This window comes from Bacillus capparidis (genome assembly GCF_017832095.1).
Classification (GTDB): domain Bacteria; phylum Bacillota; class Bacilli; order Bacillales; family Bacillaceae; genus Bacillus; species Bacillus gobiensis.
In genome coordinates this window covers 564,579-583,602 of record NZ_JAFDST010000001.1, presented here as the reverse complement: position 1 = coordinate 583,602, position 19,024 = coordinate 564,579, and the positions used below count along the sequence as shown (strand labels likewise).

Genomic DNA, 19,024 nt, shown 5'->3' with positions numbered 1-19,024 from the left:
TTCATTCGTACGTTTTTAAAAAGAAGAAGAGCAGAATGCAGCTTTCTTCCGCATCCTACTCGGCATAATGAAAAGTCGATGTTTATCATAACATGAAAAAAAATTATGATGTAGACTAGACTTTTATTTATTTTTTTTGTAAGTAATGCATTTTAATTCTTCACAAATTTCTTCAATTTCAGCCTCTATCCCCAATTCTTTAACTAACGTTTCAATTGCGGTCTTAATCGAAGCTTCGCGAATCAGTTCCTTACCGTTTAAAGAGATGCTCGTGCCGTATTCAAAACAGGAGTCATCTTCACATGTTTCTTCCCAATGTGAAATCGTAATTTTTTGTTTCATTTTATACCATACTTTCGTATTTTAGTTTTTAAGCGAATCTATTCTAGTGTAGCTGATTTTGTCCCTGGCTGTAAAACAAGAAGACCTGCATACACAATATTTGAATCAACATCTCGGGGAAATATATGGACGAGTTCCAGGGGCGTTTTATTTTTTTCTAGCTTTCCTTTTCTATACCTTAATATTTCTATTTTTTATTGCCAAGGACATGGCTTCAATGTCAGGCGAAAGGCTGCGGTCACTTGTAATCTCCGGCACAATGGATCTTATGTTTTCGTATAGCTTTTTAGTTTTAGGTGCCAGTTTTTCCGGTCCCCGAATAGAAGCCGCTTGAGCAGCGCAAATCGCTTCGATTGCCAAAATCCGTCTGCTATTCTCTATGATTTGATAGGCATGCCTTGCTGCCGTCGTCCCCATGCTCACATGATCCTCCTGATTTGCTGAGGAAGGGATACTGTCAACGCTTGCGGGATGGGCAAGTGTCTTATTTTCGGAAACGAGAGAGGCTGCTGTGTATTGGATAATCATTAACCCGGATTCAAGGCCGGGTCTTGGGCTCAAGAATGCAGGCAGGTCATTGAGCTGCGGGTTTACGAGACGCTCCACCCTTCTTTCTGACATACTTCCCAATTCAGCCATTCCTATTCCTAAAAAATCCATAGCAAAGGCAATCGGCTGACCATGGAAATTACCGCCTGAAATTATCTGTCCGCTGTCTGTAAATACGAGAGGATTGTCTGTTGCCGAGTTGATTTCAATCAACAGTTTTTCCTCGGCATACTTTAACACTTGACGTATAGCTCCATGAACCTGAGGGATGCAGCGGAGAGAATATGCATCCTGCACCCTAAGCTCGCCTTGCTTTGTCGTAAGAAGGCTGCCTTTCAAGTAGGATAAGATCGAAGCGGCTACTTCGGCCTGCTCAATATGAGGTCTCACAGCATGCGTTTCCGGGAAAAGAGCATCTACAATCCCGCGCAAGCTTTCAAAAGTTAAAGAAGCTACTGCATCGGCAAAATGCGCGAGATCATTCGCTTCGAGATAGGAAATCGTGCCAAGTGCAGTCATTGCTTGCGTTCCGTTTATAAGAGCAAGGCCTTCTTTCGCTTTTAAACGGATCGGCTGAAGTCCGGCCTTCTTAAGCGCCGCTCTGCCATTCATTTTATGTCCTTTGTATATCGCTTCTCCTTCGCCGACAAGAACCAATGCCAGATGTGATAATGGGGCAAGGTCTCCGCTCGCGCCCAGTGATCCTTGGCTTGGGATAATCGGATATAGGCCCGCATTAATGCAATCGACAAGCAGCTGAATCGTTTCTCGCCGTACACCGGAATACCCTTTCGCCAGCGCATTCGCCCGCAATAAAAGCATCGCTCTGCTGACATTTTTAGAAAAAGGCTCTCCTATTCCGCATGCGTGGCTTCTGATGAGGTTCAGCTGCAGCTCTTCTGTGTCACTGGCAGAAATAACTGTATCGCTTAGTTTTCCAAATCCGGTATTCACTCCATACATAACCTTACCCATCTTTAAGTGACTGTCAATAACGGCTCTGCTTCCATCAATTTTAGTCCAAGCTTCATCCTTGATCCGAACAGAAGCTTCTCCATTCAAGATCGATCGAATTTCGTGAAAGCCAAGGTCATTTCCGTTTAATTGAATTTCCATCGGGCAAGCTCCTTTTCTTTTTTGCCTATAAAAAAGAGCGCTACATCAAGGACATATACAACTCCTGGACATAACTCCCTAGAATCTAAAATTTGTTAGGTTTGTGCGTTGAATTACATTTTATGTGAATGGATTTAAAAATAGTCGAATGTAAAAGAGTCATACAAGGGTAATTTAGGAGAGCTACCGAAACGCTAAACACATCAATTCAGTAAAGATGTCGTGCTCTTAACCGAGCCATACTCTGTGGATCAGTAGGGAAAGTAAAAAGCCTGATAATTGCAATTTTGCCATTAACAGAATTTCGAATTTACAACTATATCTTACCACATAAAAGCAGCAATTGTTACTTCCAAATAATTTTTTATAATAAATCCCCATTCCTTTATTACGATAGATGATTAATTTATCAGTGGAATAAAGCGATGATTCCAACATTTAACACAAAGAGCTCAAAATAATATATTATTTTAAAATAACGAAATTAAAACAAAAAAAGAACCAATCCTTTGTTTAGGATTAGTTCTCCGTGTGCTATTCAAGCTCAAGATTAACGTTTTTTTGCGGAGAGAAAGTAGAAATAGCATGCTTATAAATAAGCTGCTGCTTTCCTTCTGTTTCAAGCAACACGGTAAAATTATCAAAGCCTTTCACCTGTCCGCGCAACTGAAAGCCGTTTAACAAGAACACAGTAACATAAACATTATCTTTGCGGATTTGATTTAAGACCTGGTCCTGAATATTTATCTGTTTCATGTTTTGTCCTCCTTGGTATGTATCACTATTTGTTAATGTTTCGATTAAAATTTGAGCTTTCCTGCTATATACGAAAAAATTTCGTGTTTTTTCTTCTCAAAGTCTAGAGGATCTGACATATCAAACCATTGAACTTCCATTTTATTTCGAAACCATGTCAATTGCCTTTTTGCATATCTTCTGCTGTTTTGTTTTAAGGCAGCAACTGCTTCTTCAATACTAATGTCTCCATCCAAATATGTATAAAACTCCTTATAGCCAATTGCTTGTATGGATTGGCAATTGGTCAATCCATCCTGATAAAAACCTCTTACCTCTTCAAGAAGACCATCTACCATCATTTGGTCGACCCTTCGATTGATCCGATCATACAGCTGTTCTCTTTCCATCGTCAAACCGACTAGAGCCGTATCATATAGGTACCCGCTTTTTTGGTTTGCTGTTTGGTCCGTTTTGGTCCTCCCTGTAGTATGAAGAACCTCCAATGCCCGAACCACTCTTCGTACATTATTCGGGTGAATGTTTTTTGCCGATTCAGGATCTCGCTCTGCAAGCAAATGATAGAGATACATATTTCCTTTTTCTTGGGCGGTTTTTTCAAGATTTTTTCGAAATAGAGGATCACCTGATTCTACCGTAAAGGAATAATCTGACAATACCGCTTCAATATAAAGGCCAGTACCGCCTACAATCATCGGTAATTTTCCCCGCGAGGATATTTCGCTGATTTTTTTTCTGGCCAGTTCTTGAAATTCAGCAGCAGAGAAAGATTCGCAAGGTTCTTTTATATCAATTAAATGATGGGAAATTCCTTGCATTTCTTCTGCTGTGATTTTAGCAGTGCCAATATTCATTTGTTTATAAACCTGCATGGAGTCGCCGCTGATAATTTCAGCATCCAGCATATCTGCCAGTTGAACGCTGAGATTTGTTTTACCTACAGCTGTTGGTCCGATCAATACAGCGACCTTTTCTTTTCCTGCCAAATCAATCACTCTCTTTATTGAAGCTGTCTATCATTATAACATTATCCATCAACAAATATCTATACAGAGGATACCCATTCACAGAAAGTTTAAACCGCTTACCAGTTTAATGGTTCATTTCCGACAATTTCAAACGTTTTGCCACGGTACGAATGCCTGTGACGTTCTTTTTCACCTTCTTGGTAAACGACTCCCCCATGGGGAATATCAACAGGTTCATTGTATGCAAGATATGTGGAGCCGCTAAGTAAATGATAATGCGTCCCGTCAACACTTGGAATCGCAGGACCCGAAATCCCATAATACCTGTGATAATGCCCGTTTTCAAAGGAAACTACTCCCGCAAAAAAGTGAGTGTGCTTGTCGTAATTGCTACCGTTTGACGGCTGAGAAAATCCTTCAATCAAGTGATAATGCCCAATCTCTTTTGAGGTTATTATCCGGTATGCATGGACATGGGAAGGCTTTCTTTCCCAATCTGATTGATAAAGCGGCAATTGATCCACTCCCAACTAGATTAGTGATTTTAGATGATGATACAACCGGGTGGTCTAATACCCAAGCAAATAAAACTAGGCTGAATACATTAATTTTATATAGATGAAAAATATTGAATGGAGGAAAATAAAACATGACACAATTCCCGCCGTTTGTTGGTGAAACAGACGAAAGAATCCGGCCATTTGGTTTCGGCCGTCCATGGTATGGATTTGGCAGGCCTTTTGGCTTTTGGGGTGCAGGACCATTTGTCGGCGGTCTCGTCGGAGGATTAGTCGGAAGCGCTCTCATCAGTCCCTTTTACTACCCGCCGTATCCGTACCCTTACCCTTATCCGCCGTATCCATATTATTATTAATATGCACTGGCCCAAAAAGCGGGCCAGATTACATAAGAATTTTTGGGAGAACTTCCGCTTCCAGCTCAATTTGAACATTTCCCTTTATCGCTCGGGAGATCATACATGCATTCTCTGCCTTTTCTGCAAGCTTGTATGCTAATGACACATCCTTTTTTTCGGCATCAGCTTTAAGCTCGATCTTGGGACGGTGAATGATCTTTTTATACGTGAAAATTCCATTGGTCACGTCAACAATTCCCTCGGAGGTCATTGATAATGTGTTTTTTTCAAGTCCGCTCCGTTCCATCATCGCGGCAAGGGTAATAATATAGCACGTTGAGGCTGCTCCAAGTAGCATTTCATCCGGGTTTGTCCCCACTCCCGGGCCGTCCATTTCAGGCGGAATCGATATATTCGTTTGCAGACCGCCGCACGAAATCTCCCCAACACTGTTTCTGCCGCCAGTCCAGTGCGCTTGTAAATGAAAGTGATGTTCAGCCATCTACCTCAACTCCTCCTGTGATTCCTTACAAAGCCCATTATAGAGCCCGCGAGTAAAAAAACAAAGAAATTGAAATGAATCCATTAAAATATGAGGTTGTAGATAATGATTCCCACAATCCAAATTGGTGTAGTCACTAGAACACCAATAATAAGACCTTTGAAAAATAAATTTTTGCTTTCCATTTGCAGCTTCACTCCTATATGAATGCTATCGGCTGTCTAACTAAAGATGTTAATACACGATGAAAAGAAACATGAAAAAGTATAAATGACAATCGTTTTAAGTATCTATGAGACGAAGATGGACATAGCAAAGGTTTCACAAACGAAAGAAAACCCTCTGTTCATAGAACAAAGGGCTGTAAATCTACTTGTTTATATAGGTGATATCCATGTCAGAAGCTCCAGTTATTTCTAGATCTTTAGGGACACGCAAATAGATAACTTCCATAGGGGTGAAGGTCGACCCATCTTCCTTGCTCTCTCCCATGAATTGCTCGTCTGTAAACTGCCTGATTGGAAATTCTTTGCTGTATAGGCCAAGTTCAATTTGTATTGGCTCAGGGCTGTCAATTATCAAGCTTTCTTCGTTTAAACGAACGTTGACTGAAGGGAGTTTGCTTATTTTAAAACCTTCCAAGATTGTATCTGTTGCAAAATATATCGCTTCTATCGTTCCATCTGTGCCTTGTTTTCTTTCGATCACTATTGACGGATCTATATACCCTTCAATGTTGAGCTGCTTCAATTGATACTGAAACTTCCACTGCTTCTTTTTATATCGGGGATCAATATCTCCAAGCCTGCCGTCATGTACTAAATTGTCAAATTCTCTTAACTCTTTGTTAGCTGTTTCGGGTTGAACTTTCCCTCCAACTGCTGGGCTTTTTTCAGGCAGCATATAAAACAAAAGAACGGATACGAGCAAGGCGGCAACATAGCTTGCAAAAATCCAATACGTTCTTTTCAGGCTCACATATTTTCCTCTGGTGATTGCTTTTTTTCGCCGAAAGATAAGTAACAAAATTAACAAAATAATGAGAAAAGGAATGATTTGTATTAGTGCTAACATTAAGTTCTCACATCCAATTTATCTGACATAAGAATCGTTATCGTATAGAGAATAGCTACCGTTCCGATGATTTTCAGAAAAAATATGAAAACTGAAGGTTCAAGAAAGTAATATTCAAAAAAGCGGACTATCCATCCTTCATTACCTTGCTCTGCGCTGATAAACATTGAACCTAGTAAAAATACAGGCACAGTTGCAATAAAAAGCTTGTGAATTTGAACAAGATAACCAATCACGTAGCCGAACGCAGAAAAGAAAAACACATACAGTGTTGTCATTATTATGCCAAGAAGCAATTCTGAAGGAGATGCCAGATGACTATATTCTCTAATAATCGAATAATCAAAAAAATACATCAGAACCTTTTGCAAAAAACCTGAAAGAATCCCGCATGCCCCTCCGATAATGCTTGCTGTCAGCAAAAATAAAATATTCGATAAGTGGCTGCTGATCCGGTTGCTGACAAACGTAAAATCATCGTATCTATACGCTTTTGTTGTAATGATGATTGCGCTGATAAATCCCCAAAGCAGCGTAAACGCAATGATTACATCTGATGAGTATTTATTCACCGTTAAATCAATCGTACTAGTGCTGCTTCCAGATGACGAGGTAGATCCAAATGACATGAGGATTGCAATCATCTGAACCATAACAAGCGAGCTAAAAACATTTGAATAGGATTTCAACTTATATAAGTATTGCTTTTTTACCACTTCTGCTAATCTAGCGTTTGCTAAAGACATCATCAATTCCCCCTTTTGCTTCATCTGTCAAGTATTCGCAAAGATCAGCTAGATCGACAGCTGTAAAGTCGAGTCCCTCTATTTTGGCTCGCTGCAATTCTGCCTCTGACCATTCATTTTTAACAGCGAGATATTCACTATTCGTTCCTATTCTTTTCCGATAAAATATTTCACTATTTACCGTCCATCTATTAATGGTTTCTTCCTTTCCTTTGATTCCGATCGCCAATTCCTTTAACTCAGCCACGGGCATATGTAAATAGTTTCTGCCGTTTTTGATCAGCAGGATATCCTCAAGAACAGCCTCCATTTCATGCAGATGGTGGTTCGAAATAATAATCGTTCGGGGATGATCAAGATAATCCTTAAGCAGCGCCTTGTAGAAATCCTTCCGAGCAGCAGAGTCCATTCCCGTTGTGGGTTCATCAAATATCGTCAATGCACAGCGTGCTGATAGCCCGATTATCATGTTGTACGTGCTTCTCATTCCTTTTGAAAGACTGTCATATTTTTGCATAGGATGAAAAGAAAAATAGGAAAATAGCCGATTCGCCAGATCCATGTCCCAGTTTGGATAAAATCTCTTCATTTCTTCTAATATTTCCGTAAGATTTAACGAATCGGGCAGATTGATATCCTCATCTACAAATATCGTATTCATCGAAACTTTCAAATTATTAAATGGTCGTTCTGAAAAAACTTTCACCTCTCCGGACGTCTCTCTTGACAACCCTGCTAAAAGCTTCAAAAGAGTTGTTTTTCCAGCGCCATTTCGCCCGATCAAGCCAGTTATCGAATTCTCACGAATGTGAAACGATATGTTATTCAAGGCTTTTTTATTGCCGTAGGATTTTGATAGTTGTGTACATTCAACAACATTCATTTTCCATCCTCCTCACTTTCTGCTCTTGCTTTTTGAATCATTTGCAGCAGTTCATCTTCACATACCTGCAATCTGCGGGCTTCCAACACGACTTCCCACACAAGCCGCTTCAAATGCTGCTCTTTTCGTTTCGTCACAATCAATTTCTTTGCATCAGCCGTTACAAACATACCGAGCCCTCTCTTCTTGTATAAAATATTTTCATCAGCCAGTATATTTAGTCCTTTTGCTGCAGTCGCCGGATTTATTGTAAACATCTCTGCCAGCTGGTACTGGGAATAAACCTTTTGATCACTGGAAAAATTGCCGTTCAATATTTCTGTTTCAAGCCATTCAGAAATTTGAATATAAATTGGTTTTGTATCATCTGTATTAGGGATCAAAGTCAGTCCCCCTCCCTGGCATAGTGCATTAGTGTTGTAATGTAGTATATAATAAATATAGAGTTGAAGCAATCAGTTTTACGCAAACAAAAAAAGAGCGTCTCATATAAAAGAGACACTCTTTGTTGAATTGCTGATTTTAGTTTTCACTCTCTTGATCATAATCTGGTGCAAACGCCTTTTTAACAAATAGTGAAATGATTAAAGCTGTCACACATAAGGCTAATGCAAACCAATAAGCATGGTGCACCCCTTGTGTCATCGCTTCATTTTGAATCTGCTCGCTTACCGGAGCTGATTGACCTTCTAAGAAACTTTTTCTGCTCTGGGTCATAATGCTTACAAAGATCGAAACACCAAGTGCACCTGCGACGGGTTGTAATGTATTCGCAATTGCCGTCCCATGCGGATATAATTTCTTAGGTAATTCATTTAATGCATTCGTTTGGGCAGGCATCATCATCGCTGAAATCGACAGCATTAATAAGATGTATGCAATGATAAACGACCAAACCTGGATCGAAGGATTAATGTTGCTAAAAAACAGCATGACCCCGACCAAAACAATAGAACCAGGTATCATTAGCTTCCTTGGTCCATATTTATCGAATAAAGTACCCATTAATGGTGACATTAAGCCGTTTAATAACGCTCCCGGCAGCAGCACAAGACCTGCGAGCTTAGCAGAATATCCGAGCGGCCCCTGCAGATACATCGGCATCACAATTTCAGATGCAAACATTGCCATGATGACGATGATAAAAAGAGCAATACCTTTTGAATAGTTTTTATATTTAAATACCCGGACATCTAATAATGGCTCATCTAACTTCAATTGCCGTATGACGAAAAGCAATAAACTGATGAAGCTGACTAACAGAACTGAAATGATCGTTAGTGATCGAAAACCTTCCGGATCCTCTCCAACGCTGCTGAATCCGTAGATGATTCCCCCAATCCCGATGGAAGATAAAATAATCGATAAAACATCTACACTAGGGCGAGTAACCTCTCCAACGTTTTTCAAATATTTCATGGCAAATAAGATGGAGAATACAGCAAAAGGAATGACGGTGATAAATAACCAGCGCCAGCCTAATAAGTCAACGATCACACCGGACAGGGTCGGGCCGATCGCCGGAGCAAACATAATAACTAACCCAAATGTTCCCATGATTTTCCCGCGAACTTCAGGGCGATAAAGTAAAAGCAAAGCATTCATAATAATCGGTATTAACAATCCGGTACCAACTGCTTGAATCATCCGCCCAGTTAACAACATCGGAAAATTGACAGCACAAGCAGCAATAACTGTCCCAATCAAAAAAACTGTCATAACTCCGATAAACATTTGCCTCGTAGTAAACCATTGAATTAATATTGCAGAGATCGGCATTAAAACTCCCATAACGAGCATAAATCCAGTTGCCAGCCATTGAACAGTAGGCGCATCGATATTAAATACTGCCATGAGCTCAGTTAATGCAATATTCAGCAAGGTTTCATTTAATATTGCAAAAAATGCGCCAATCATAAATGTAATAAGAATCGCTCTTGAATTAATCTTTTGTTCCATACAGTTCCTCCAACAATTTTATCATAAAAATCAATCGATTATTTCATGCCTTCGTTTCTAACTAAAAGACAAAAACCCCCTATCTATTTTCTTCAATAAGGGGTCATGATCAACACATACTTAATAAAGCAGACAAGCTTCCATGTGCTTCAACAATCCTATTTCAGAAATAGAATCATATTTTTTGTTTTCTGAATAGGAAAAAGCACAAACTCTAAGGACGTTTTATGCTTTGAAATATCCATAAAAGCACAGATTTTCAATAAAACATGTACTTTTTTCACTTTATTCTAATTGAAAAAAATTATGGATGTCAAGATTTTTGATTAAGACATTCAAGTATTCCTTCTACGCTAAAAAGCCGGCATTCCATTTATTATGGAACACCGGTTTTTTTACATTACACGCTTAAACATCTTTTCCATCTCATAAGAAGTAAAGTGGATAATGATAGGCCGTCCATGCGGGCACGTAAATGGTTCGGACGTTGTTCGAAGCTCGTCCAAAAGGGCCTTCATGTCCTCCTGCTTTAAATAGTGATTCGCTTTGATGGAGCCCTTACAGCTCATCATGATGGCGGCTTCTTCTCTCAGCTTTTTGATATCGGCTTTTTTCTCCTCCAATACTTGCTGGATGATGTCTTCGATGATCATGCTTTCCTCGCCATTTGGAAACCATGATGGATGTGAGCGAACGATGTAGCTGTTAGATCCGAACGATTCCAAGAAGACGCCAACCCGTTCAAGCTCATGCTTATATTCATCAATAATGACAGCTTCATGACTTGAATAGTGAAGAGTAAGCGGCACGAGCAATTCCTGGAGCTCGTGCTCGACCTGCCCTACTTTTTCACGAAAGTATTCATACTTTATCCGCTCTTGGGCAGCATGCTGGTCAATAATATACAAGCCATTTTCGTTTTGCGCTAGAATATACGTTCCGTGCATTTGTCCGATTGGATACATCACGGGTACTCTTTCTTCAGGAATCACTTTTTCGATGGGTTCTTCTTCCTGCTCGATCGAGGTTGAAGGCATCTCCTCTTCCTGCGCTTCCTCATGAACGGATTCCTGGTAGCTGGATTCTTCATCTCTACTCTCTGTAATCAGGTCTTCTGTTTTAAAATGAGACTCATAAACAGGAGGTTTTTCAACCTTTCGTTCCATAAGCTTTTCAGATTGTGAGTCCAGAGACAAAGTTTGCTGCTCATTTTTTCCTGCAGCTGAAGTCCGTTTTGGCGGAGCCACACTAGGAATCAGCTGCTTTCTTTGGAATTGGTTCTTCACTCCATCTGAAATCAATGTATGCAATTCCGATTCTTTACTGATTCGGACTTCCAGCTTTGAAGGATGCACGTTGACATCAACTAGTATCGGATCCATTGTAATTTCTAAATACACAATCGGATGCCGCCCGATCGGCAAAAGCGTGTGGTATCCCTCTTCGATTGCTTTTGAAAGCGAGAAATTGCGAATATACCGGCCGTTGATGACGGTAGATATATAGCTTCTTGAAGCCCTGGTCACTTCGGGAAGCGAAAGATAGCCTTTTACATTAAAATCAAGGGATTGAACGTGAATAGGAATCATCTTTTTGGCAATCGCCGTACCGTAAATTGACGCAAGAACATGCCTGACGTCGCCATTTCCGCTCGTTTTCAGTATTTCTTTGCCGTTATGCCGCAAGCGGAATGATACGTCCGGATGGGCAAGTGCCAGCCGATTCAACAGGTCAGTAATGTTTCCTAGCTCCGTATGAATGGTCTTCATATATTTAAGCCGTGCCGGCGTGTTAAAGAAAAGCTGTGTGACCGTAATTTCCGACCCCTGCCTTCCAGAAGCCTTGCCTTCAGCTATCAGCTTTCCGCCTTGAAAAGTTAAATGCGAGCCTGCCTCTTGGCCCGTGCTTGTCACTAGCTCCAAATGGGAAACGGAGGCGATGCTGGGAAGCGCCTCTCCGCGAAAACCTAACGTTCTCACTCGGAACAAATCATTTTCGTCTTTGATTTTGCTGGTTGCGTGTCTGGAAAATGCGGTCTTGGCATCTATTTCCGACATCCCCTCGCCATTATCTCTCACTTGAATGGAGGATAATCCCGCTTCTTCAATATCTACCTCAATGACGGTGCTATTTGCATCAATTGAGTTTTCCACCAGCTCCTTAACGACCGATGCCGGCCGTTCAACGACTTCTCCAGCCGCAATTTTGTTTGATAACTCAGCAGAAAGCTTAATCACCTTTTGCATTTTTTGTTCACCCCTTACTTAACGAAGCTTTTTCTGAAGGGCATAGACTTCATTCATCACTTGCAGCGGCGTCATATCAAGAAGGTTAAGCTCTTTGATTCGTGAAAGTACCTTTTGATCTTTTGCCGATGCTTTATTTACTTTTTCTTGCGGTGCATGTTCTCCAAAAAATGACAGCTGCGCATTTTCATTGACCTGCTCGTTTTGATTGGATGGCCTATGGCTTTCAGGCTCCTTTTTTTCTAGCTTTTCCAGGATGGCATTCGCCCGGTGAATGAGATTATCTGGAAGTTCAGCCAGCTGGGCCACGTGAATGCCGTAGCTTTTATCGGCTGCCCCCTCCTTCACCTGATGCAAAAAGACGACCTTTCCTTCGTGCTCCTCTGCTCTTACGTGAACATTTTTCAGCTGATGAAGCTCGTTTTCAAGAACTGTCAGCTCGTGATAATGGGTGGAAAAGAGTGTTTTCGCGCCGATATGGTCATGGACATATTCAATGATTGCCTGTGCTAGTGCCATGCCGTCATAGGTGCTTGTCCCACGGCCGATTTCATCAAACAGAATTAAGCTGTTTTTCGTTGCGTTAACGATCGCATTCTTTGCTTCCAGCATTTCCACCATAAACGTACTTTGCCCCGAAATTAAATCATCAGCCGCCCCGATCCTCGTGAAAATTTGATCAAAAATAGGCAAAATCGCTTTTTTTGCCGGCACAAAGCAGCCAATTTGCGCAAGGATCGAAATCAGCGCCATTTGCCGCATAAACGTGCTTTTCCCCGACATGTTGGGCCCTGTAATTAATAAGATTTCCCTCTCGGCATCCATCATGCAATCGTTCGGTACGTATGACTGGCTGTCCATGACCTTCTCGACCACCGGATGCCTCCCTTCAGTGATTTGCACGTGATTTTCCGAAAAAGAAGGCTTTGTATATCGTCGCGTTTCACTTATCGTCGCAAAGCATTGAAGTGCGTCTAGCTCGCTAATTTGCTTTGCCAGATGCTGAAGGCGGGGAATGTAGATTTTTACCTGTTCCCTGATTGAGGTAAATAACTCGTATTCCAATTCTGAAATATTGCTTTCAGCTTCAAGTATCAGCGCCTCTTTTTCCTTCAGCTCCGGAGTAATATATCGTTCCGCGTTTGCAAGTGTTTGTTTCCTCTCGTACCTGCCTTCTTCCAACAGTGAAATATTCGCTTTGGTCACTTCAATGTAATAGCCGAACACTCGATTAAATCCGACTTTTAAAGAGCGGATTCCAGTCAGCTCCCGTTCCTGTCGCTCCAACTGGGCAATCCAATCCTTGCCGTTTTTACTGACGTATCTGTATTCATCGAGCTTGTTGTCAAAACCATCCTTAATGAGATTTCCTTCCTTTAACGAAAGCGGCGGATCTTCGTTCAGCGATTCCTCCAAAAGCTCAAAGCACTCCTTACATATATCCAATTGTTCCGCCCTGTGCTTGGCCTGCGGGTGATCAATCGAGGCAATTAAATGCTTGATCTCAGGAACCTTTTGCAAGGAAAACTTCAGCTGAATTAAATCTCGTGCATTGGCATTTCCATAAGCGACTCTTCCAGCAAGACGCTCCAAATCATAAACCTCTTTTAAAAGCTCTCTTAAATCCTCTCTTTCGAATAAATGAGTGATAAAGGCCTCTACCATATCCTGGCGTTCTTCGATTTGATTAACTCTGATGAGCGGCCTTTCCACCCATTGCTTTAACAGCCTTCCGCCCATTGCTGTTTTCGTTTCGTCTAGAAGCCACAGCAATGACCCTTTTTTGCTTTTCGAACGGATCGTTTCTGTCAATTCGAGATTTCTTTTTGAATAGAGATCTATTTTCATAGCTTCTTCAAGCTCATAAATGTTTACCTTTTGCAAATGGTCCAGGTTCCGTTTTTGCGTACGGCAAAGATAGGAATACAGTCTCATAAAACTATTTAAGAGGTTCTCATCCTCTACATGCTTAGCAATGGCTGGAATCACCTCTTCCATTTCCTCCTGATAGGAAACGGTCAGCTCTAATTTTTCCTTTATATGTTTAAGCTCTTGTTCATTTATCTCATTGCTGACGACGATTTCTTTCGCCCGAAAGGAATAGATTTCAGAAATTACGTCTTCAAGCCTCTTTACTTCCGCCACAAGATTTTCTCCAGTCGATAAGTCAGATAGCGCTAATCCGTATCCTTCTTTGCATTTCGAGATGGAAGCGATAAAGTTGTTCTCATTCTCCTCAATGATTTTTCCGTCCATTAATGTGCCCGGAGTAATGACTTGAACTACTTCTCTTCTGACCACCCCTTTTGCTTCCTTTGGGTTTTCAGTTTGTTCACAAATGGCCACTTTATAGCCCTTTTGGATAAGTTGTTCAATATAGGATTCTGCTGAGTGGTAGGGAACTCCGCACATGGGAATGCGCTCACTTGCCCCTCCATCTCTTGATGTCAGAGTTATCTCTAATACTTGGGATGCTTTTATTGCATCATCAAAAAACATTTCATAAAAATCCCCTAAACGGAAAAATAAAAAGGCATCTTTGTTATCTGCCTTGATCGCTAAATATTGCTGAATCATCGGGGTGTAGCCTGTCATAGTAACTCCCTCTCTATGTATCAATCTGCCTTTGAAATTTTACACCTATTATAGCATAAAGTGAACCTTCAATCAGTTGCGTAAGCCTAAAAGTAAGCGATTATAATACCCCCAAAAAAAGAAACTAGGGCTGATTTCCCCTAGTAACCTTTTATTCCTCAGGATCACCGGCTAAAAACTCCGGATTGATGTCTTCGAGCTCGCTGTCTAAGTCATCATCATCCCACTCTGCTTCAGTGTCTACAGTCCATTCCGGATCTAATTCTACAACGATTTTTGTCTCTCCCACAACTTCAGACAAGAACTCTCTTTCTGCTTGCACAACGATTTTATTGCCGTTTGGAGAAATGGTAACCTCCAAACAATTCGGCTGTTGAAGAACCTTTGCCATGACCTCGTGTTCGTCATCTAGGTAGTTTTTGTCTCGATAGCGGAGCTTAATCACATCCACATATTTTACCCTTTCAGTAACAACCTCAGTCTTCGTATTATCAGCATACGAATACCATACGTTAATATCATAGAATCCTTCAATTTCAACTGTTTTCCCTACTTTTTCAGCGTCATATTTATGATTGATAATCCAACCGCCGAGAATGCTGGTAGGTTTTTGTGTAGGAGATACAGTATGAGTGCTTTGGGTAAATTTTCGCCCTTTCGCGACTATAGCTTTTGTGATAATTTCTCTGTATTCAGCCATTCAAGCATGCCTCCTCGTTCTTCATTCAAATTATTTTTATGCCAGGCTTTCGTCTAATGTGCGTGACAAAAGAAACGCTCACCCATAAAAATCATTTCTGTTCCATTGTATGCATGGTTATCTGCAATCTTTCCATAAAAATAGTCAGAGGAAGAGACAATTTTGCGAGCTTAAAAAGGCTTGTTTATTTTCTAAAAGCAAAAAACAGATGCAGGACCGCTGTTCACTATTATTGAAGCAAAAAAAAGATGCCCTAAAGACATCTATTAAAGAGGGCAGCTTTCTTGAGAATTTTTTATTTTTGAGCCGGTTTCGCCTTTCAGAAGGTCGCCTCCTGTTGAGGTGATAATATCGTTTGTCACTTGGTTCGAAATGGTATTCGCTACCAGCTGAAGCAAGTCGTTTACTTCCATCTGCGAATCTTTAAATTCTTGAATGATTGGGATAGAATCAAGCTCTTCCTGAAGAGCGTCTATTTTTGCTTCCACCTGTTGTAAAGCCTCAGATTTCCCATAATGCTTAAAATTCACGGCTTGTTTTTGCAGCGCCTTAATCTGATTAATGATTTGCGATATTTTCGCATTTTCATTAATTTGTGATTCAGCACGTTTAAAGAAGGATACCTCATCTGTCTCAGCGATCATTTTGGCAAGATCCCGGGCTTTTTGAACAATATCCTTTTTCGAATAAAGAGTCAATTCACTTCACCTCGATCGTTTCTCCCACCATCTCACCGTCTAGCGACCATGTTTTCGCTTGGTGGATTTTTACTTGAACCAGTTTGCCTATGGCTGATTTAGGAGCTTTGAAGTTGACTAGTTTATTTTTTTTCGTATAGCCGGCAAGTATATCCGGGTTATTTTTGCTTTCTCCCTCTACTAATACTTCGACAGTCTGGCCTTCATATTCCTTCATTTTTTTCGCGGAAATTTCATTGACCAGCTGATTTAATCGCTGAAGGCGTTCTTTCTTAACTTCCATCGGAACATTATCGGACATTTTTGCTGCAGGCGTCCCTTCGCGTGGTGAATAAATGAAGGTATACGCACTGTCGAATTCCACTTCTTTATAAAGGGACATGGTTTCTTCAAACTGCTCATCCGTTTCGTTCGGGAAGCCGACAATAATATCTGTCGTCAATGAGGCGTTTGGCATGGCTTCTTTAATTTTTCCGACCAGCTCCATGTATCGTTTACGGTCATATTTTCTTGCCATCAGTTTTAAAACATCAGAGCTTCCAGATTGTACAGGCAAATGGATATGGTCAAGGAGGTTTCCGCCTTTTGCCAGAACTTCGATTAAACGGTCGTCAAAGTCTCTTGGATGGCTCGTAGTGAACCGGATTCTCGGAATGTCGATCTTATGAAGTTCATCCATTAAATTGCCGAGTCCGTAAGTGATATCCTCAAAATCCTTGCCGTACGCGTTGACATTTTGGCCAAGCAGCGTGATTTCTTTATAACCTTCACTTGCAAGCCTTCTGACCTCTTGAATAATTTCTTCAGGACGGCGGCTTCGTTCTTTTCCGCGTGTATAAGGAACAATGCAGTACGTGCAGAACTTGTCGCAGCCATACATAATATTTACCCAGGCTTTGATTTTTCCGTGTCTTACTTTCGGAAGATTCTCAATGATATCCCCCTCTTTTGACCATACTTCTATGACCATTTCCTTTGAAAGATAAGCTTCAGACATAAGCTCTGGCAATCTGTGAATATTATGCGTACCGAAAATTAAGTCTACAAACGGATGTTTTTTTAAAATTCGATTGACGACCGCCTCTTCCTGGGACATACATCCGCACACGCCAAGAATTAAATCCGGACGATTGTTTTTTAGAGCTTTTAAGTGGCCAAGCTCGCCATAAACTTTGTTTTCGGCATTTTCCCGAATGGCGCACGTATTTAATAGAATGACATTGGCGTCTTCAGTTGTATCCGTCGGCTCATAGCCCAAGGCTGTGAAAATTCCGGCCATGACTTCTGTGTCATGCTCGTTCATTTGGCAGCCATACGTACGGATGTAAAACTTCCGTCCATTTCCCATTCCTTTATACTTCTCTGATATATTAAAATCACTTTGATATTGTATCGATTCTTTTCCTCTTTTTTTCGCCTCTTTTAAGGAAGGAGGAACATAGACAGCTTCAAAGTATTTGCTATAATCCTTTTCGGATTTTTTGTCCGAAGGATGTACTTGTCCGCTTTCTTTACGTTGTTTTTCATTCATGGTTTCTTTCTCCTTTCAAAGCAGCTCCAACCCATAGTATAAAGGTTATTCTCCCTATAAACAACTGGTATACATGAGTCCCCTTCCTGCGGCCATAAAAACAACCTGCACCATTTGCATGCAGGCTGGTAAGAAAACATTTTAGGTTGGAGGGTTAGCGCGGCTCTACAATTAATTTAATCGCAGTTCTTTCTTCTCCGTCAATTTGAATGTCCGTAAACGCTGGGATACAGATCAGATCCACGCCGCTTGGTGCGACAAACCCTCTTGCAATCGCGACAGCTTTTACCGCCTGATTAAGTGCGCCTGCACCGATGGCTTGGATTTCTGCTGCTCCCCGTTCTCTTAATACTCCTGCTAGTGCTCCGGCAACTGAATTTGGACTTGATTTTGCTGAAACCTTTAATATTTCCATTTCTGCTCCCCCTTAATTTTACAATGGATGAGTGAGTGTTCATTAGAACAATCCTTATTAGATATTACTATTTTAAAAAGTCATCCCCAGTCCTTTTCAAAATAGCAGGCTACCTTCCATTGCTACTATATTCACTAGCAGTGTTCAATATTCCTTCTTTTTTTTGAATATTTTTCTATAATATTTACCCGTTTTGTTTACTCAAAAAACATATGGTCGTCATTGATTAAAATTCTCTCAATCTTGACCGCCTTCTTTGTCTGATCATTGATTTGAATAACGACAGCACTTAAGCTTGTTGGGCCTTCAGCCACTTCAAAACGTCCGGGCAGACCTGTTTTGAACCGTTTGATTATGGTTTCTCGTTCCACTCCTAATATCCCGTTGTAGGGACCTGTCATGCCGACATCAGTGATAAAAGCAGTGCCTTCAGGAAGCACCCGATTGTCCGCGGTCTGCACGTGGGTATGAGTCCCAACAACGGCTTGGGCACGTCCATCTAGATACCAGCCCATCGCAAGCTTTTCACTCGTCGCTTCGGCATGAAAATCGACAAATATATAAGGTGTTCTTTTTTTCGCTTCTCCAATGAGCTCATCCGCTTTTTGAAACGGGCAGTCGATCGGAGGCAAAAATGTCCTTCCTTGAAGATTTATTACCGCCAGCTCTTTCCCGGCTGATTTAACATAGGCGATACCTTTCCCTGGATTTCCTGTTGGAAAGTTAGCAGGACGAATCAGCTGCTTGGCATCATCAATAAAATCAAAGATTTCTTTTTTGTTCCACGTATGGTTTCCCATTGTGATTACATCGGCTCCGCCTTCGATAAAGCTGCGATAAATGCCTTCTGTAATCCCTTTCCCGTGAGCTGCATTTTCGCCGTTTATTATCGTAAAATGCGGCGAATACTTCTTTTTCAGCTTCGGCAAATATTCCTTAACCATTTGGCGGCCGGGTGATCCTACGACGTCACCGACGAATAAAATAATCATTTCGTTTAATCCCTTTCTATTTCTTGTCCTTTAATCAGGAATACTTAAGGTTCATTCGGGAAAAAAAGTAAAGTGATGCATAATGCACCACTTTAC

General features: G+C 41.0%; 19 protein-coding genes. 1 reads left to right on the top strand and 18 read right to left on the bottom strand.

Annotated elements, in window-relative coordinates; translation table 11 throughout:
• Window positions 1–123: 123 nt before the first annotated feature.
• The 5 genes from JOC74_RS02900 to JOC74_RS02880 form a co-directional block, all read right to left on the bottom strand.
• Entirely contained in the window at window positions 124–342 is a 219-nt protein-coding gene (locus JOC74_RS02900) for a hypothetical protein (RefSeq protein ID WP_053602886.1), read from the bottom strand.
• Window positions 343–513: 171 nt separating this feature from the next.
• Window positions 514–2,007 carry a histidine ammonia-lyase gene (hutH, locus tag JOC74_RS02895; protein ID WP_053602885.1) on the bottom strand — a complete coding sequence of 498 codons (1,494 nt, stop codon included), beginning with the start codon at window positions 2,005–2,007 and terminating at the stop codon, window positions 514–516.
• A 534-nt stretch (window positions 2,008–2,541) separates the two neighbouring features.
• Window positions 2,542–2,763, bottom strand: coding sequence for an RNA chaperone Hfq (hfq, locus tag JOC74_RS02890; protein WP_053602884.1), 222 nt, complete (start codon window positions 2,761–2,763; stop codon window positions 2,542–2,544).
• A 44-nt stretch (window positions 2,764–2,807) separates the two neighbouring features.
• Window positions 2,808–3,749, bottom strand: a complete 942-nt coding sequence (gene miaA, locus JOC74_RS02885; protein ID WP_211086040.1) for a tRNA (adenosine(37)-N6)-dimethylallyltransferase MiaA — start codon at window positions 3,747–3,749, stop codon at window positions 2,808–2,810.
• 98 nt (window positions 3,750–3,847) lie between these two features.
• Window positions 3,848–4,246 carry a YmaF family protein gene (locus JOC74_RS02880; protein ID WP_053602882.1) on the bottom strand — a complete coding sequence of 133 codons (399 nt, stop codon included), beginning with the start codon at window positions 4,244–4,246 and terminating at the stop codon, window positions 3,848–3,850.
• A 134-nt stretch (window positions 4,247–4,380) separates the two neighbouring features.
• Here JOC74_RS02880 and ymaG point away from each other — a divergent pair, with 134 nt between their 5' ends.
• Window positions 4,381–4,605 carry an inner spore coat protein YmaG gene (ymaG, locus tag JOC74_RS02875; RefSeq protein ID WP_053602881.1) on the top strand — a complete coding sequence of 75 codons (225 nt, stop codon included), beginning with the start codon at window positions 4,381–4,383 and terminating at the stop codon, window positions 4,603–4,605.
• A 28-nt stretch (window positions 4,606–4,633) separates the two neighbouring features.
• On the opposite strand, the gene JOC74_RS02870 is transcribed toward ymaG, so the two are convergent.
• The 13 genes from JOC74_RS02870 to ymdB form a co-directional block, all read right to left on the bottom strand.
• On the bottom strand, window positions 4,634–5,089 hold the full coding sequence (locus JOC74_RS02870; protein ID WP_053602880.1) for an OsmC family protein: 456 nt from the start codon (window positions 5,087–5,089) through the stop codon (window positions 4,634–4,636).
• Between the two features lie 369 nt (window positions 5,090–5,458).
• The gene (locus tag JOC74_RS02865; protein ID WP_211086039.1) at window positions 5,459–6,067 is read right to left on the bottom strand and encodes a hypothetical protein; all 609 of its coding nucleotides are present in this window, start codon (window positions 6,065–6,067) and stop codon (window positions 5,459–5,461) included.
• Window positions 6,068–6,162: 95 nt separating this feature from the next.
• Window positions 6,163–6,909, bottom strand: coding sequence for a hypothetical protein (locus JOC74_RS02860; RefSeq protein ID WP_053602878.1), 747 nt, complete (start codon window positions 6,907–6,909; stop codon window positions 6,163–6,165).
• Window positions 6,890–7,792: an ABC transporter ATP-binding protein gene (locus tag JOC74_RS02855; RefSeq protein WP_053602877.1), complete on the bottom strand. Its 903-nt coding sequence runs from the start codon at window positions 7,790–7,792 to the stop codon at window positions 6,890–6,892. The genes JOC74_RS02860 and JOC74_RS02855 overlap by 20 nt, the downstream gene beginning before the upstream one ends.
• The gene (locus JOC74_RS02850; RefSeq protein ID WP_053602876.1) at window positions 7,789–8,175 is read right to left on the bottom strand and encodes a GntR family transcriptional regulator; all 387 of its coding nucleotides are present in this window, start codon (window positions 8,173–8,175) and stop codon (window positions 7,789–7,791) included. The genes JOC74_RS02855 and JOC74_RS02850 overlap by 4 nt, the downstream gene beginning before the upstream one ends.
• Before the next feature lie 139 nt (window positions 8,176–8,314).
• Window positions 8,315–9,751: an MDR family MFS transporter gene (locus JOC74_RS02845; protein WP_053602875.1), complete on the bottom strand. Its 1,437-nt coding sequence runs from the start codon at window positions 9,749–9,751 to the stop codon at window positions 8,315–8,317.
• A gap of 395 nt (window positions 9,752–10,146) precedes the next feature.
• Window positions 10,147–11,997 carry a DNA mismatch repair endonuclease MutL gene (gene mutL / locus JOC74_RS02840; protein ID WP_053602874.1) on the bottom strand — a complete coding sequence of 617 codons (1,851 nt, stop codon included), beginning with the start codon at window positions 11,995–11,997 and terminating at the stop codon, window positions 10,147–10,149.
• Window positions 11,998–12,015: 18 nt separating this feature from the next.
• Window positions 12,016–14,592 (bottom strand): DNA mismatch repair protein MutS, encoded by a 2,577-nt coding sequence (gene mutS / locus JOC74_RS02835; RefSeq protein ID WP_053602873.1) that lies wholly within the window; start codon window positions 14,590–14,592, stop codon window positions 12,016–12,018.
• 151 nt (window positions 14,593–14,743) lie between these two features.
• Window positions 14,744–15,292, bottom strand: a complete 549-nt coding sequence (gene cotE, locus JOC74_RS02830) for an outer spore coat protein CotE (RefSeq protein WP_053602872.1) — start codon at window positions 15,290–15,292, stop codon at window positions 14,744–14,746.
• Window positions 15,293–15,558: 266 nt separating this feature from the next.
• A complete protein-coding gene (ricA, locus tag JOC74_RS02825; protein ID WP_053602871.1) occupies window positions 15,559–15,990 on the bottom strand; it encodes a regulatory iron-sulfur-containing complex subunit RicA in 432 nt (143 codons plus the stop codon).
• A gap of 1 nt (window position 15,991) precedes the next feature.
• A complete protein-coding gene (gene miaB, locus JOC74_RS02820) occupies window positions 15,992–17,521 on the bottom strand; it encodes a tRNA (N6-isopentenyl adenosine(37)-C2)-methylthiotransferase MiaB (protein WP_053602870.1) in 1,530 nt (509 codons plus the stop codon).
• Window positions 17,522–17,675: 154 nt separating this feature from the next.
• The gene (gene spoVS / locus JOC74_RS02815) at window positions 17,676–17,936 is read right to left on the bottom strand and encodes a stage V sporulation protein SpoVS (RefSeq protein ID WP_003154135.1); all 261 of its coding nucleotides are present in this window, start codon (window positions 17,934–17,936) and stop codon (window positions 17,676–17,678) included.
• 197 nt (window positions 17,937–18,133) lie between these two features.
• Complete coding sequence (gene ymdB / locus JOC74_RS02810; RefSeq protein WP_053602869.1) at window positions 18,134–18,928, bottom strand: 2',3'-cyclic-nucleotide 2'-phosphodiesterase; 795 nt, start codon at window positions 18,926–18,928, stop codon at window positions 18,134–18,136.
• Window positions 18,929–19,024 lie beyond the last annotated feature (96 nt).